General features: G+C 63.7%; 12 protein-coding genes and 1 pseudogene. 10 read left to right on the forward strand and 3 right to left on the reverse strand.

Annotation, left to right across the window (positions count from 1 at the left end; genetic code table 11):
- The first annotated feature begins 210 nt into the window (after positions 1 to 210).
- Entirely contained in the window at positions 211 to 1,659 is a 1,449-nt protein-coding gene (locus PspCFBP13509_RS15275; protein WP_137212274.1) for an APC family permease, read from the forward strand.
- 212 nt (positions 1,660 to 1,871) lie between these two features.
- On the opposite strand, the gene PspCFBP13509_RS32155 is transcribed toward PspCFBP13509_RS15275, so the two are convergent.
- Positions 1,872 to 2,627, reverse strand: a complete 756-nt coding sequence (locus PspCFBP13509_RS32155) for a methyl-accepting chemotaxis protein (protein ID WP_370671276.1) — start codon at positions 2,625 to 2,627, stop codon at positions 1,872 to 1,874.
- A gap of 102 nt (positions 2,628 to 2,729) precedes the next feature.
- Positions 2,730 to 3,923 (reverse strand): annotated as a pseudogene (locus tag PspCFBP13509_RS32160) (PDC sensor domain-containing protein); the annotation flags it as partial.
- A 328-nt stretch (positions 3,924 to 4,251) separates the two neighbouring features.
- Here PspCFBP13509_RS32160 and PspCFBP13509_RS15285 point away from each other — a divergent pair.
- The 3 genes from PspCFBP13509_RS15285 to PspCFBP13509_RS15295 all read left to right on the forward strand — a co-directional run bounded on the left by PspCFBP13509_RS15285 (position 4,252) and on the right by PspCFBP13509_RS15295 (position 8,551).
- Positions 4,252 to 5,700, forward strand: a complete 1,449-nt coding sequence (locus PspCFBP13509_RS15285; protein ID WP_065927430.1) for an APC family permease — start codon at positions 4,252 to 4,254, stop codon at positions 5,698 to 5,700.
- Between the two features lie 91 nt (positions 5,701 to 5,791).
- Positions 5,792 to 7,222 (forward strand): aldehyde dehydrogenase family protein, encoded by a 1,431-nt coding sequence (locus tag PspCFBP13509_RS15290; RefSeq protein ID WP_065927431.1) that lies wholly within the window; start codon positions 5,792 to 5,794, stop codon positions 7,220 to 7,222.
- 3 nt (positions 7,223 to 7,225) lie between these two features.
- Positions 7,226 to 8,551, forward strand: a complete 1,326-nt coding sequence (locus PspCFBP13509_RS15295; RefSeq protein ID WP_178084548.1) for a hypothetical protein — start codon at positions 7,226 to 7,228, stop codon at positions 8,549 to 8,551.
- 9 nt (positions 8,552 to 8,560) lie between these two features.
- On the opposite strand, the gene PspCFBP13509_RS15300 is transcribed toward PspCFBP13509_RS15295, so the two are convergent.
- Positions 8,561 to 9,319, reverse strand: coding sequence for an IclR family transcriptional regulator (locus tag PspCFBP13509_RS15300; protein ID WP_065927432.1), 759 nt, complete (start codon positions 9,317 to 9,319; stop codon positions 8,561 to 8,563).
- A 237-nt stretch (positions 9,320 to 9,556) separates the two neighbouring features.
- Here PspCFBP13509_RS15300 and PspCFBP13509_RS15305 point away from each other — a divergent pair, with 237 nt between their 5' ends.
- Genes PspCFBP13509_RS15305 through PspCFBP13509_RS15330 form a run of 6 tightly spaced genes read left to right on the forward strand, consistent with a single transcriptional unit; the run spans position 9,557 to position 15,558 of the window.
- Positions 9,557 to 11,098 (forward strand): acetolactate synthase large subunit, encoded by a 1,542-nt coding sequence (locus PspCFBP13509_RS15305; RefSeq protein ID WP_065927433.1) that lies wholly within the window; start codon positions 9,557 to 9,559, stop codon positions 11,096 to 11,098.
- Between the two features lie 11 nt (positions 11,099 to 11,109).
- On the forward strand, positions 11,110 to 12,600 hold the full coding sequence (locus PspCFBP13509_RS15310) for an aldehyde dehydrogenase family protein (protein ID WP_065927434.1): 1,491 nt from the start codon (positions 11,110 to 11,112) through the stop codon (positions 12,598 to 12,600).
- 27 nt (positions 12,601 to 12,627) lie between these two features.
- Positions 12,628 to 13,422, forward strand: a complete 795-nt coding sequence (locus tag PspCFBP13509_RS15315; protein ID WP_027606679.1) for an SDR family NAD(P)-dependent oxidoreductase — start codon at positions 12,628 to 12,630, stop codon at positions 13,420 to 13,422.
- A gap of 12 nt (positions 13,423 to 13,434) precedes the next feature.
- On the forward strand, positions 13,435 to 14,475 hold the full coding sequence (locus tag PspCFBP13509_RS15320) for a VPS10 domain-containing protein (RefSeq protein WP_137212276.1): 1,041 nt from the start codon (positions 13,435 to 13,437) through the stop codon (positions 14,473 to 14,475).
- Positions 14,476 to 14,486: 11 nt separating this feature from the next.
- Entirely contained in the window at positions 14,487 to 14,945 is a 459-nt protein-coding gene (locus PspCFBP13509_RS15325) for a VOC family protein (RefSeq protein ID WP_012724261.1), read from the forward strand.
- A gap of 10 nt (positions 14,946 to 14,955) precedes the next feature.
- Positions 14,956 to 15,558, forward strand: a complete 603-nt coding sequence (locus tag PspCFBP13509_RS15330; protein ID WP_027606677.1) for an amino acid synthesis family protein — start codon at positions 14,956 to 14,958, stop codon at positions 15,556 to 15,558.
- The last annotated feature ends 38 nt before the right edge of the window (positions 15,559 to 15,596 follow it).

Consider the following 15,596-nt stretch of genomic DNA (forward strand, 5'->3'; position numbering starts at 1 on the left):
GCAAGATCGGAATCAGCCTGCGTCGTCCGCTCGGGATGTGCAGGTGTTTCGCCGTGGGCGCTTGCGTTACCGATTTGGGATACCGGCACGCTGTCGGGCAGGCATAGGATCGATGCCAGCGTGCAACAACAACGACAAGCTATTCGGTACCGGTCGACAGCCGGCTGCACCGATCCTACAGCGACTGCCTCATACAATAAGGTCAACAGCATGAGTGTATCCAACTCGATCAACAGCTCCACGGAGCTCAAGCGTGGCGCCCTGGGTGTGGGCTTTATCATCTTCTTCGTGGTATCGGCGGCAAGCCCGCTGAGTGTGATCGCCGGCGGCTTCCCCATCGGCATCATGCTGGGTAACGGCGCGGGCACCCCGACGTTGCTGATCCTGGCCTTGCTGGTGCTGCTGGCGTTCTCGGTGGGCTACACCACCATGGCGCGCCACCTGACCAATGCCGGCGGTTTCTACGCGTTCACCGCCCGTGGGCTGGGCGGCCTGGCCGGTGGCGCGGCCGGGGTGCTGGCGATGTTTGCCTATAACATCCTGCAGGTCGGCTTGTACGGCATGTTCGGCGGGGTAGTCAGCGGCACCATGGAAGCCGCCTTCGGCCTGGTGCTGCCGTGGTGGTCCTATTCGCTGATGGCGATGGGAAGTATCGCGATCCTGGGGTATCGCAAGATCGACCTGTCCGCGCGGGTATTGTCGGTGATGGTGATCGCCGAGTACCTGGCGATCCTGGTCCTGGATTTCGCCATTCTCAAGTCCGGTGGCGACAGCGGCATCAACCTGGATTCGTTCAGCAGCCGCCATGTGTTCAGCGGCACGCCGTCAATCGGCCTGCTGTTTTGCTTCGCCGCCTTTATCGGCTTCGAGGCCACCACCATCTACGGTGAAGAAGCCCGGGACCCGCAGCGCACCATTCCGATTGCGACCTACTGCTCGGTGTTGCTGATCGGCGGTTTCTACGCGTTGTCGGTGTGGTCGATGGTGGTGGGCGTGGGCGCGGACAAGATCGTGCCGATGCTGCAGGCCTTGCAGGACCCGACTACGTTTATCTATGGCATGTCCGACCACTTTGTCGGCCCGCAACTGACCCAGGTTATCCGGGTGCTGTTTATGGTCAGCATCTATGCCGGCCTGCTGGCCTTTCACAACGCCGCCGCGCGTTACTTCTACGCCATCGGCCGTGACGGCTTGTTGCACAGCCAGTTGGGCACCACCCATCGCGTGCACCAGAGCCCGCATATGGGCTCGGCCTTGCAGAGCCTGATCTCGGCCGTGGTGGTGTTGATTTTCGCGGCGCTGGATGCCGATCCGATCCTGCAGCTGTTTGCCTGGCTGTCCAACCTGGCCACACTGTGCGTGATACTGCTGATGGCGCTGACCTCGGCCGCGGTGCTGGTGTTCTTCCGGCGCCATCCGCAGCTCAAGGTCGGGCTCTGGCGTGGGCAGATCCTCCCCGGTTTCTCGTGCCTGGCGCTCGTGGCCGTGCTGGTGCTGGCGGTGGTGCATTTCGATGTGCTGACCGGTGCCAGCCAACTGCTGTCCTACGGCCTCTGCGCGATCATTCCCCTGGCGTTGCTGGGCGGTGTATTCCTCGCGGCGCGGCTGCGCAAGGCGTCGCCGCAGCGGTTCCTGGCCTTGGGCAGCCACAAGCTTTAAGGCGTGGGCGGCGGTGTCTGCCTGCTCAGCCTGACCAGCAGCGCGTGGTCAAGGCTGTCGAAGGGTCAACCAGGCTGGAATGACCACGCCTGCCGAGTAGGCCCCGCTGGAAATACTCCCGAGGATCAGCCAGCGGCGTGGATAAATCATGGGGGAATTCAATGTTGGAGAGTTGAAAGGCGGCCACCGCAGCTCAGTCAGGCGGCACGCCATTACACGCGGAAATGCCCGACCAGCTGTTGTTGGTGATTGGCCATCTGATGCAATGCGTCACTGGCCTGCGACGCCTCGTGCATGCGCCCGGCGAGTGTTTCGCTGATACCGCGGATGTCGCTGACGCGATGGCTGATATCGTCCACCACGCTGCTCTGCTCCAGGGCCGCACTGGCGATCTGCTGATTCATTTGTTCGATCACATCCACGGCCTGGGAAATATGCCCCAGCGCAACCCGGGTCTGTTGCACCTGGAGCACGCTGCCGCCCGCTTGCTCGCGGCTCAGTTGGGTACTGTGCACCACCGCCTGGCTCAGCTGTTGCAACGTTTCGATCACCGTGCGCACCTGTTCGACCGAACTCTGGGTGTTGCTGGCCAGGTGCCTGACTTCATCGGCCACCACCGCAAAACCGCGACCCTGTTCGCCGGCCCGGGCCGCTTCGATGGCCGCATTCAACGCCAGCAGGTTGGTCTGTTGCGCGATGGCGCTGATCACGTCCAGTACCTGACCGATCTGGTTGCTGCTGTCGGCCAGGGCGTTGACTTGCTGGAGGGTGGTTTCCAGGCGTTGGTCGAGGGCCTCGATGCTGCGTTCGGCGGTGGAGAACACCGCCTGGCCTGAGCGGCTCGCGTTTTCGGCGGCGGTGGCGGCGTCGGCGGCGCTGTGGGAGTGACGGGCCACTTCCTGGGCACTGGCGCTCATTTCGTGCAGCGCGGTGGCGGCCAGCTCCACTTCGCGGTATTGGCGCTGCATGCCGGCGCTGACTTCGCGGGCAATACCGGAGGAGGTGTCGGCGCTGTCGCGGGTGTCCAGGGACGCGGTCTGGATGGCGCGAATAATCGGCTGCAAGGTGTCGAGGAAACGGTTGAAACCATTGGCCAGGCGGCCCAGCTCGTCGCGTCGCCCGAGGGGCAGGCGCTGGGTCAGGTCCCCGTCGCCTTCGACAATGGCATCGAGCAGCTCGGCCATCTTCAGCAATGGGCGAGTCACGCCGTAGGCCGCCAGCCAGATCAGCAGCATCCCAAGGCTGCTGGCCAGGATGCCCAGGCCAAGGTTGAGCCAATTGGCCTCACGGCTTTTGTCGTCCAGTTCGCTCTGCATCTGCCGGGCGGAGGCCTGCACCCGTGCCTGCGGGACCTTGATCTGCAGTTGCCAGGCTGGAGTGCCCGCTGCCGTTTGCACGGATTGGCGGATGTCCAGGGTTTCCCCCGCGACATCGCCGCTGCGTCCCGCCACTTGACCCGAAGCCGACACCAGGGTGACCTGGCTGTCGCCCTGGTAGAGGTCCTGGCTGAGGTTGGCGGCCAGTTTCTGCAAGGTGTCGAGGCTGATGTCCATGCCCACCACGCCGAGCACGTTGCCGTCGACGATCAGGGGGATGGAAATGCTGCTCATCAGGGCTTTGTGGCCTTCCACTTCGATGGTGTACGGCTCGACCACACACACCTGTCGTTGCGCCTGAGGGCAAGCGTACCAGGCGTTTGCCGGTGCGCTGCCGGGGGGCGCAGTGTTGGCGGCGATTTGTGCCTCGCTCAACACCTCCTGCACCAGTTGACCCGGCTGGCTCTGGGACCAGTACAGCGCAAAGCGCCCGGTTTCATTCCCGGCCAGGGCGCGTTGGTCGCGCCAGTCGGCGTCGCTGCCGGCCAGTGCATCGGGCAGCATGATCACGTACAGGCCGAGGACTTTTTCGCGCTGCCTGAGGGCTTCTCGGGCGATGCCGACCAGGGCTTGACGCAATTGCACGACCGTCAGGCGTCCATTGAGGGTTTGCTCGCGCAGTTGCAGAACCTGCTGGGCGAACCCTTCGCCATACAGCGCGGTTTCATTGAAAAAACGCTCCACCTGTTGGCCATGAGCCACGGCCTGGGCCTGCAAGCGTTCCAGCGCGGCCTGTGTCAGCAAAGCGCTGCTCTGCTCCTTAAGCAGCTTTGCACTGGTTTGATTCTGGTAGGCGCTGGCGCCAATCAGCGCGCCCACGACTGCCAGCAGGCAAAGTCCGCTCAGCAGGGTGATACGCCATTGGAGGGTGAGATGGGTTGGACGCATGGCTGGGGCTTCCTACGGGGGGCGTTGGCTGTGATGGGCGCGTTCTTATTCTTGTTGCGGCATCCGCGCATAGCACGGGTGAGGCTAGGGTGCGGGCATGACAGGCCGGGCGGCTATCCCAAATCGGCAACAGCGCGAGGATGGATCGGGCGGCCCCGACCTGTTTTGGGGCGGGGCTTTGGATGCTACCGATTTGGGATAGCGAGCCGTTCCAGGGCGGGCATAGGATCAAATTCAGCGCGCAACTAAAACAAAACGCTAACCGGTGCCGATGCGGTGTGGTCGGGCCAACCCTAAAGCGACTGCCTCATACAATAAGGTCAACAACATGAGTGTATCTATCCCGGTCAACAGCTCTACGGAGCTCAAGCGCGGTGCCCTGGGTGTGGGCTTCATCATCTTCTTCGTGATATCGGCGGCAAGCCCGCTCAGTGTGATCGCCGGCGGTTTCCCGATCGGCATCATGCTGGGCAACGGTGCCGGTACCCCGGCTTTGCTGATCCTGGCCTTGCTGGTGCTGCTGGCGTTCTCGGTGGGCTACACCACCATGTCGCGCCACGTGACCAATGCCGGTGGCTTTTACGCGTTCACGTCCCGTGGCCTGGGTGGCCTGGCCGGTGGCGCGGCCGGGGTGCTGGCGATGTTCGCCTATAACATCCTGCAGGTCGGCTTGTACGGGATGTTCGGTGGCGTGGTCAGTGGCACCATGGAAGCCGCCTTTGGCCTGGTGCTGCCCTGGTGGGCCTACTCGCTGATGGCGATGGTGAGCATCGCGATCCTGGGCTATCGCAAGATTGACCTGTCGGCACGGGTGCTGTCGGTGGTGGTGATCGCCGAGTACCTGGCGATCCTGGTCCTGGACTTCGCCATCCTCAAGTCCGGCGGCGACAGCGGCATCAACCTGGACTCGTTCAGCAGCCGTCATGTGTTCAGTGGTACGCCGTCAATCGGCTTGCTGTTCTGTTTCGCCGCCTTTATCGGCTTCGAGGCAACGACCATCTACGGTGAAGAGGCCAGGAATCCCAAGCGCAGTATTCCGATTGCGACCTACTGTTCGGTGTTGCTGATCGGTGGTTTCTACGCGCTGTCGGTATGGTCGATGGTGGTGGGGGTGGGGTCGGACAAGATCGTGCCGCTGCTGCAGTCCTTGCAGGACCCAACCACGTTTATCTATGGCATGTCCGACCACTTTGTCGGCCCGCAACTCACCCAGATTATCCGCGTGCTGTTCATGGTCAGTATCTATGCCGGGCTGTTGGCCTTTCACAACGCCGCCGCGCGTTACTTCTACGCCATCGGCCGCGACGGTCTGTTGCACAGCCTGCTGGGCACCACCCATCGCGTGCACCAGAGCCCGCATATGGGCTCGGCGTTGCAGAGTTTGATCGCTGCGGTCGTGGTGCTGATATTTGCCGCGATGGATGCCGATCCGATCCTGCAACTGTTTGCCTGGCTGTCCAACCTGGCCACGTTGTGCGTGATCCTGTTGATGGCGCTGACCTCGGTGTCGGTGTGCGTCTACTTCCATCGGCATCCCGAGCTGAAGGTCGGGCTGTTGCGTGGACGGATCCTGCCCGGTATTTCGTGCCTGGCGCTGGTGATGGTGCTGGTGTTGGCGGTGGTGCATTTCGATGTGCTGACCGGTGCCAGCCAACTGCTGTCCTACAGCCTCTGCGCGATTATTCCGGCGGCCTTGATCATCGGCATCGTGCTCGCCGCGCGACTGCGCAACAGCTCGCCGCAACGCTTCCTGGCCTTGGGCAGCCACAAGCTTTAAGGCCCTCGCGTTTTTATCGCTCGACTAACCAGACAATCGCAGCCTGCCGTTGCTCGGCATGGCGCGCCAGCGTGTGAAAGGAAGGTTTCAAATGCACAACTATAAAATGCTCATCGATGGGATCCAGGTGGCCGGTGAAGAAGGCCGGTTCGATGTGATCAACCCGGCCACCGGGGCCGTGTTCGCCCAGTGCCCGGCCGGTTCCCTGGGGCAACTCGACCAGGCGGTGAACGCCGCGCAGTTGGCCTTCAAGAGCTGGCGCCACAGCAGCCACCCTGATCGCTGTGAACGTTTGTTGGCGATTGCCGCCGATATCGAGCAGGAGGCCCCATCACTGGCCCGGCTGATTGTGCTGGAACAGGGCAAGCCGCTGGAGCTGGCCTTTTCCGAGGTCATGGGCGCCGCCGCCTGGACCCGCTACGCGGCCGGGCAGGAAATTGCGGTGGAACGGGTGGAAGAAACGCCCACCCAGCGCATTGAGCTGCACCGCAAACCCTTGGGCGTGGTGGCGTCGATCACCCCCTGGAACTGGCCGTTCATGATCGCCGTCTGGCACATCATGCCGGCGCTGCGTGCCGGCAACTGCGTGATCAGCAAACCGTCGAGCCTGACGCCGCTGAGCACCCTGGGCCTGGCCGACATCATTGCCCGGCATGTGCCCCGTGGCGTGATCAACTGCGTGACCGGCGAGCAGGGCTTCGGCAGTGCGATCACCTCGCACCCGGGGATCCAGAAGATCGTGTTCACCGGTTCCACCGCCACCGGGCAAAGCGTGATGCGCGGTGCCGCCAGCAACCTCAAGCGCCTGACCCTGGAACTGGGCGGTAACGACGCCGCCATCGTGTTGCCCGGCACGCCGGTGGAGGCGGTGGCCGAGGCGATCTTCCAGGCGGCCTTTCTCAACATGGGCCAGACCTGTGCTGCGCTCAAGCGCCTGTATATCCATGAGTCGCAGTACGAGGCTTTTGCCGACGCGCTGACGCATATTGCGGCGCGCCAGGTCGTGGGCGACGGCCTGGACGCCGGTGTCACCTTCGGGCCGGTGCAGAACCTTGAGCAACTGGAACTGGTGGAAGCCCTGGTCGATGACGCACGTGCCAACGGTGCGCGGGTGTTGTGCGGCGGTGCGCGTCTGGACCACCCCGGGTTCTTCTATCCGCCCACCCTGGTGGCGGACGTGACCGACGGCCATCGCCTGGTGGACGAAGAACAGTTCGGCCCGGTGTTGCCGTTGATTGCCTACCGGGATGTCGAGGATGTCCTGAAGCGCGCCAATGCCGGTGACATGGGCCTCGGCGGCTCGGTCTGGGGGCCGGATGTCGAGCAGGCCCAGGCCTTGGCCAGTCGCCTGGAGAGTGGTGTGGCGTGGGTCAACTGCCACGCTCAGATCCAGCCGAACACGCCGTTTGGCGGCAGTAAGATGTCGGGGTTCGGTGTCGAGTTCGGTCTGGAGGGGCTGCTGGAGTTCACGGGGCAGCAACTGTTGTTTGTGCGCAAGCAGGCTGTCGAAGAAGGAGTTTGAGCCATGCGTTATCTATCCTGTCATCCCGTATTCGGTTGCACGCTTGTGTGCACCCTGGCGCTCGGCGCTATCAGTCAGGTGCACGCTTATGAGCTGTACAGCGATGAGAGCCGTCACCTCAACGCCGACATGACCGCGGTGTTCGGTCAGTTCAACAGTCGCAAGAACTACGACGGCACGCCGGGCGGCTCCAGTTGGCGTGAAGGCTTTATCAAGTATGGCTTGAGTGGCGACCAGGGACTCGGCGGCAATGGCCGCGCCTACGGGGCATTTGCCCTGGTCAGCTCCGCCACGTGGGGCGATGGCGATCCGGGTGGCAACAGCGTTGGCACCGAGCGCACCACGAAGATTGAAGACGCCTACCTGGGCTGGCGCTCCGGCGACCTGTTCCCGGCGCTCGGTCAAGACGGCGTGGATATTTCCGGCGGGCGCCAGGTGGTCAAGGTCGGCCGAGGGTTCCTGATCAACGACGATGGGCTGAACCCGGGCAAGGGCCCGGCGGATGGCACCTTGAACCGTGGGGGCGCCTACTACCTGGCGGCCCGGCACGCGTTCGACCAAACCGCGGTGGTGCGCCTGGGGGGGCAGGATGGCCTGCACGGCAGTGTTCTGTGGCTCAAGTCCGATAACCGTATCCAGGCCGAAACCGAACTGGCCGCCGCGACCCTGGACTACACCGCCCAGCCGGGGACGCTCGGCTTGACCTGGGTGCATGGCCTGGACGTGAACGATCAATGGGCCAGCGACTTTCAACGCCAGCGCAAGGGCATGAATGTCTACAGCGTGCGCGGTGAGGGCGATGCGGGTATCCCCAACGTCAGCCTGGCCTTCGAGTACGCCTGGCAGGACAAGGACGCCGGGCCAGAAAAAGCCTGGTACGGCGAAGCGGGCTACACCTTCGCCGATATCGCCTGGGCGCCCAAGGTGACGTATCGCTACACCCGCTATTCGCAGAACTGGGACGCACTGTTCACCGGCCAGAGCACGGGCTACGGCACCTGGTTCCAGGGCGAAGTGGCCGGCAACTACGCCGGGCCGTTCAACACCAATACCCGCATCCACCATGTCGGGCTGAAGGCAACCCCACTGGAAAACCTGAGCCTGGGCGCGCTGTATTTCGACTACGCCACCGTGCGCAAAAGCAACGCGTTGAACCTCGATGGCCGTGAGTTGGATGTGTATGCCGAGTGGGCGGTCAACCCGCACTTGATCATCACCCCGCTGGTGGGGCTGTACACACCCAGGCAGGACGCGACCACCGGGGGCAACCAGGTCGGCGGCAACGGCACCAACCTGTACAGCCAGTTGACGGTGGCCGTGCCGTTCTGAGCATGACGCCTAGGGGGCGGCGTGGCTCGGCGGGTTGCGCATGTTTTCGGCAATCCGCCGGGTGGTGTCCATGACCATTTCGATCACGGTTTCCTGGCGCAGCAGCTTGAAGTTCTGGGTGGTGCCGACGGCCGACAGGCTGCCGACCACCTCGTCGAGGTCCGCCTGGATGATCGGCGCAGCGATACCGGTCAGGCCCAGGTTGAGTTCGTCGTGGGTCAGGCAGTAACCGTCCTTGCGGATTTTTTTCGCGGCCCTGGAGAAGCCCGCCCAGTCATACGGGCTGTCCGGGTCGTTGGCCATGTGCTCGTCGAACAGGCGTTGCAGGCGGCGTCCTTTCTGGAAGGCGATCAAGACCTTCGATTGTGCCCCGCGGAAAAACGGCAACGGTTGCCCGCGCCCGAACGCGAAGTGATAGGTGTCGGTGGGTTCGGCGATGTAGGTGTTGATGATGCGACCGTCGTAAAACACGCTGGCGAACACCGCCAGGCCCGTTTGCGCCGACAGCTCGTGCATCAGCTCGCGCCCGGCGAGAAGGATCGGGTCGTACTGGCGCATCATCCAGTCCAGCTCGATGACCCGCGGGCCCAGGCCGTAGCTGCCGGCGTCCACGCGGGTCAGCAGGCCGGCGTCACACAAATCCTTGACGTAGCGGTACACGGTCGCCCGTGACAGGCCCATGCGCTCGGCAATGGTGTCGGGGTCGATCTTCAGCATTTGCGGACCGAACAGGTCGAGGATGCTCAGCAATTTGCTCAGGCTGCTCATTGTGTTCCTAAAAGAAAGGGAAGGGCGCTTGTGGCGGCCCCACGGGGAGCCGGTTGCCCAAGCGCTGGCGCAACACTACCGCAGTGAGAGAAAAACGCAATCGCGGGTTAGCTTTTTAGGCTATTAAAACCTCATTAATCTCATTAAATGAGAAAAACACACATAAAGTGCTTGTTGGTTGCGGATTTGTGTGTGATAAATCTCAGCACTGCAAATGCTCAAGCAAGAGGGCTGAAAATGAATGGTGCGCAACTGATAGTGAATGCGGCAGCGGCAAGCGGTATCGAGTACTGCTTCGCCAACCCCGGGACCACCGAGATTCCCCTGGTGGCCGCCATGGCCAGCGCACCTGCTCTCAAGCCGGTGTTGTCGCTGTTCGAAGGGGTCTGCACGGGGGCTGCGGACGGCTATGGCCGGATCGCCGGCAAGCCGGCCATGACCCTGACCCACCTGGGGCCGGGCTTTGCCAATGGCATCGCCAACCTGCACAACGCGCGTCGGGCCAATACGCCGATCGTCAACGTCATCGGCGATCACGCCTCCTGGCATGTCAACTACGATCCGCCCTTGGCCAGCGACATCCAGGCCCTGGCCGGCACCGTCTCTGGCTGGGTGCGCACCTCGCGCACCGCTGCCGGTATCGGTGAGGATCTGCAGGAAGCCGTGCGTGCGGCCTGGCAGGCCAAAGGCCAGATCGCCAGCCTGATCCTGCCCATGGACCTGCAGGCCCACGCAGTGACCCATAACGGTGTGTTCGCCCCTCTGCGCGCGCCGGTTCGTCGGTTTGCCGGTGACCGGGTCGAAACCGTGGCGCAGGCATTGCGTGACGGCAAGCGGCTGGTGTTTATCGTCGGCGATGAGGGCTTGTCGGTCGCCGGCCTGGAAGCGGCGGGACGCCTGGCGCAACTGCCCGGTGTGCGCCTGTTTGCCGAGACCTTTCCGCGCCTGAGCTACCGTGGCGGTGGCTTGCCCGACCTGGATCGCCTGCCGTATTTCCCGGAAGTGGCGATTGAAATCCTTGAGCAGTACGACCTGGTCATCTGTGCGGGCGTGCCGGAGCCCATCAGTTATTTTGGCTACGAAGGCATCCCGTCGCGCCTCGCCGAGCGTGAGCGCCTGCTGAGCCTGGCCGAGGTCGGTGACGATGTCGCCGGCGCGTTGACGGCGCTGGCCGATGCCCTGGCTGCACCGGCCTACGTGCCGACGCCGGAGGGCATCGAACTGCCGCCCGGCCATGCCGAACTGACACCGCAGTCCATTGGCCAAGTGCTGGCCGCGTCACTGCCCCACGACAGCATTGTCTCGGTCGAGGGCGGCACCTGCGGCTACCCCTTCTTTACCGCCTCCGCCAACGCCGCGCGGCATCGGGTATTGACCAATACCGGTGGCGCGATCGGCCAGGGGATTCCGGTGGGCTTCGGCGCCGCTTTGGCGGAACGCGGCAATAGCGTGTTTTGCCTGCAATCCGACGGCAGTGCCCAGTACACCATTCAAACCCTGTGGAGCATCGCCCGCGAGCAGTTGCCGGTGGTGATCCTGATTGCCGCCAACCATCGCTACGCGATTTTGCAGAACGAGCTGCGCCGCTTCGGCATGACCGAAATGGACCCGCAAGCCCTGCGCCTGACCGTGCTCGACAACCCGCGTATCGACTGGAAGGCCCTGGCCAAAGGCTACGGAGTACCGGCCTGCACGGTCCAGACCAATGCCGAACTGCAACGGGCCCTGGCCAATGCCAAGGCCGACCGTGGCCCTTGCCTGATCGAAATGGCGCTGTGAAGGAGTCGACTATGCATCCGCTCGAATTATTACCTGCCGTCCAGGCGTTCCTGGCGCAGCCCGGTCGTCTGTTCATCGGCGGTATCTGGCAGGACGCCGCCAGCGGTCGCCGTTTCGCCGTGGAAAACCCGGCCACTGAACAGACCCTGACCGAAGTCGCCCAAGGCGATGAACGCGATGTGAATGCGGCCGTCGCGGCCGCCCGCGCAGCCTTTACCGGCACGTGGGCCTTGCAGTCACCGGCGCAGCGCGGCCTGTTGCTGTTTCGCCTGGCCGATCTGTTGGACCAGCACCGCGAGGAGCTGGCGCAGCTGATCACCCTGGAGAACGGCAAGCCTATCGCCAACGCGCGCGGTGAAGCGGCCAGCGCGGCAAACATCATTCGCTACTTCGCCGGCTGGCCCACCAAGATCGAAGGCAGCACGCTGCCCGTATCCCCGGCCAGCGGCGCGCCAATGCTCAACTACACGTTGCGCGAACCGGTGGGGGTCTGCGCGCTGATCGTGCCGTGGAACTTCCCGTTGACCATGTGCGTGTGGAAGCTCGGCCCGGCGTTGGCCACCGGTTGCGTGGCGGTGCTCAAGCCCGCCGAGCAGACCCCGCTGGTCGCGATCCGCCTGGTGCAACTGATCGAGGCCGCAGGTTTCCCCGCCGGCGTCGTCAACCTGATCACCGGCCTGGGTGCCGACACGGGTGCACCGCTGGCACAGCACCCCGACGTGGACAAGATCGCCTTTACCGGCTCGACCCAGGTTGGGCGGCTGATCGCCCAGGCGGCCACCGGCAACATGAAAAAGGTCTCGCTGGAACTGGGCGGCAAGTCGCCGAACATCATCCTGCCCGACGCCGACATCGTGCGCGCCGCCAAGGGGGCTGCCGATGGGATTTTCTACAACCAGGGCCAGGTGTGCACGGCTGGCTCGCGCCTGTATGTGCACGCCAGTGTGCTCGACCAGGTGCTCGAAGAATTGCAGCGCCATGCCGCCGCCTATGTGCTGGGTAATGGCCTGGACCCGGCCAACAGCATGGGGCCGCTGGTGTCCGCGCGGCAGTTGAACACCGTCAAGGGTTACCTGCAGCGGGGCCAGGAAGAGGGCGCCGAACTGATCTGCGGCGGCGGCCGTCCCGAACACCTGGAGCATGGGCACTTCATTCAACCGAGCGTGTTTCTCGACCGTGCCGAGCGCGCCTGCGTGGCCCGCGAAGAAATCTTCGGCCCGGTACTGACCGTCATGAGCTGGACCGACATCGACGACCTGGTGCTGCGCGCCAACGATTCGCCGTATGGCCTCGCAGCCGGCCTGTGGACCCGCGACCTGCGCTCGGCGCACCGCGTGGCGGCACAGCTCAAGGCCGGCTCGGTATGGATCAACTGTTGGAACGTGGTCGATCCCTCTTCACCGTTCGGTGGCTACAAACAATCCGGCTGGGGCCGGGAAATGGGCAAGAACGTGATCGATGCCTACACCGAGACCAAAAGCGTGTTTGTCGATCTGGCCTGAACTGAATAATCACACGAGGTAATTGCTATGGATCTGGAATTGAAAGGCCGCGTGGCCATTGTCACCGGTGGCGGTATGGGCATCGGCAAGGAAGTCGCACGTTTTCTCTCCGAGGAAGGCTGCAAGGTAGTGATCTGCGCACGGCGCATGGCGTTCCTGCAGCTGGCGGCCGAAGAGATCAGTGCACAGACCGGCAATGAAGTGCTGCCGCTGTTCTGCGACACCAATGACATGAAGGCCGTGTCGGAGATGGTCGAGGCGGCGCACAAGCATTTCGGCCGCATCGACATCCTGGTCAACGGTGCTGCGGCGCCGTCCGGTGTGGTGCGCAATGACATCGAACACGCCGGCGACGATGAACTGCTGTCGGACCTCAACACCAAGGTAATCGGCTACTTCCGCTGCGCCAAGGCCGTGACCCCGCACATGAAGGCGGCCGGCTTCGGACGCATCATCAACATAGGCGGCCTCACCGGGCGCAGCAGCAAGGTGCTTTCGGGCATGCGCAACCTGGCGATCGCACACATGACCAAGACCCTGTCCGACCAGCTCGGCCCTTCGGGGATCACGGTCAACCTGATCCACCCGGGCGTGGTGGACACCCCGCATATCCAGGAGCTGTACGACCGCGAAGCCGTCAAGCAAGGCAAGACCGCGCAGCAGGTCGAGCAGGCCTACATCGACGCGACACCGATTCGCCGCACCCTCGCACCGATTGAAATGGGCTGGCTGATCGGCTTCCTGGCATCGCCAAAAGCCGGCGCAGTGACGGGCGAATCCATCGGCATCGACGGTGGCTTGACCCGTGGCATCTATATCTGAGGAGCATCTGTGATGAGTAACGGAACCCTTTTGGTCGCCACCGTCGGGCAAGCGGTGATCCGCAGTGCCGACGATGGCCGTACCTGGCATCGCCTGGGCCTGGGGCAGGACCTGGAGTTCGATGCGATCACCCGATCCTTGAGCCTGCACCCCGACACGCCCGAGCGGATCTATGCCGGTACCGATGTGGGCTTGTGTGTGAGCCACGATACCGGTGGGCATTGGCGGCGCATCGATTCGCCTTTCAACGGGCAGACCGTGTGGAAAGTTGCGGTTGACCCGCAGGATGCACAACGCATTTTCGTCGGCACCGGCGCGCCTTCGCGTGCCGTGTTGTGGCGCACCCTGGACGGCGGCCTGAGCTGGGATCGCGCCCCGGTGGAAATCCCCGAGTTCTGCGACGGCGTCAGCCGCCCACGCCTGCTGGCCTTCGCCTATGACCCTACCGACCGCAACCAGCTGTGGTTCGGCCTGGAGGAGGGCGGGCTGTTCCATTCCCGTGACGGCGGCGACAGTTGGACCCGCGTCGACGACCGGCTGCTGTGGGACTACAACTCCGACGTCCACAACATCCTGGTGCTGCCCAACCACGGCGAGAAAGTCATTGTGGTGGTCTGCGTCAATGCGGTGTACCGCAGCCTGGACGAGGGGCTGACCTGGACCGGCATCATCGGTCGCGAAGCCTTCGGCCTGTACTACATCCGCGCCATGAACGCGCCGTTGGGCACGCAGAACGAGCTGTACCTGAGTATTTCCGATGGCACCCCCGGCACCACCAGCAAGATCCTGGTGTCCCGTGATGCCGCACTCACTTGGAACGTGCTGCCGCTGCCACAGCAGCCCAACTCCTGTGTCTGGGCGATGGCCTTCAACCCGGCCAACCCGCGACAGATCGTGGCGGGCACCAAGTACGGGCATTTGTTCACCTCCGACAATGGCGGTGACGGCTGGCAGAAGCATTGGCGGGAATTCAGCGAGATCGCTGATGTGCTCTGGACGCCTGCGGTTGCGCAGATCAAGTCCGGGCATCAATCCATCGTCAAAAAGCACTGAGGGATAACGCCATGAAGATCGAGATCCTGCGGACTCACTTATCGCTGTGGGTCAGTGACCCTGACGTGTCGGCACGCTGGTACGCCGACATCCTGGGCATGCACGAAAGTGCCCGGGGCGAGAGCTGGGTCATGATGGCATTTGGCGGCAAGCACCACGACATCGCCCTGATTCGCGCCGACCCCGGCGCCCATCAAGGCGGGTTGGGCCTGCAGCACTACGGCCTGGAAATCGCCGGGGACATGACCACCCTGCGCCAGCTCTACGGCATGTTGCTGGGCAAGGGCGTCGAGGTGGTGAAGATCACCGATCACGAGATCGGCCATGGCGTGTATTTCAACGACCCCGACGGCAATCGCATGGAGTTCTTCCTCGAGACCGAACACGACGATGCGCGCGGCAAGGCCCGGTTCAAGGCCGCCGGCGCGCCGAGCCGACATTTCAACCTGGATCCACTCGACCCACTTTGAGGCAACCCTGATGAAAACCGCGAATTTTGCTACGTATCACATCCGCAAATGGTACAGCTTTGTCGAAGAAACCCTGGCCAACGAAACCGGCCAGCTGGCCGATGGCGAGCCCCTGTTCAAGTACGCGATCGCCGCCGTGATCGCCAACCCCTATGCCGGTCGCTACAGCGAGTCGCTCGCCGAACTGGTCGACCCATCGCCGTTGCTGGGCGAAGAGTTTGGCCGGCGCATACAGGCACTGGCCGGTGCCCATGAGATTGTCAGCTATGGTAAGGCGATCCTGGTCGGCAGCGCGGGCGAATACGAGCACGGCAACGCGTTCCTGACCAACCCGGCCGCCGATCCGATTCGCGTCGCGCTGGGCGGTGGCAAGTCGTGGGTGCCTTCCACCGGCAAGCGCGGCGGCCCGGGTTCGACCATTGACGTCCCCCTGGCGCACAAGGATGCGCTCTACGTACGTTCCCACTACGACAGCATGTCGCTGATGTTCGGCGACGGCCCCGCGCCGGACGAAGTCATCGTGATCTGGGCCTTCGCCACGCGCGGGCGCCTGCACGCACGGCTGGGTGGCCTGCGTGCCGAAGACATCCAGGGCGTTGACGGGCTGCACTGATGACACGCGTGCGGCCTTGGCAACGCTGGTTTAAAACC

The organism is Pseudomonas sp. CFBP13509 (assembly GCF_005233485.1).
GTDB classification, from domain to species: Bacteria; Pseudomonadota; Gammaproteobacteria; order Pseudomonadales; family Pseudomonadaceae; genus Aquipseudomonas; species Aquipseudomonas marginalis.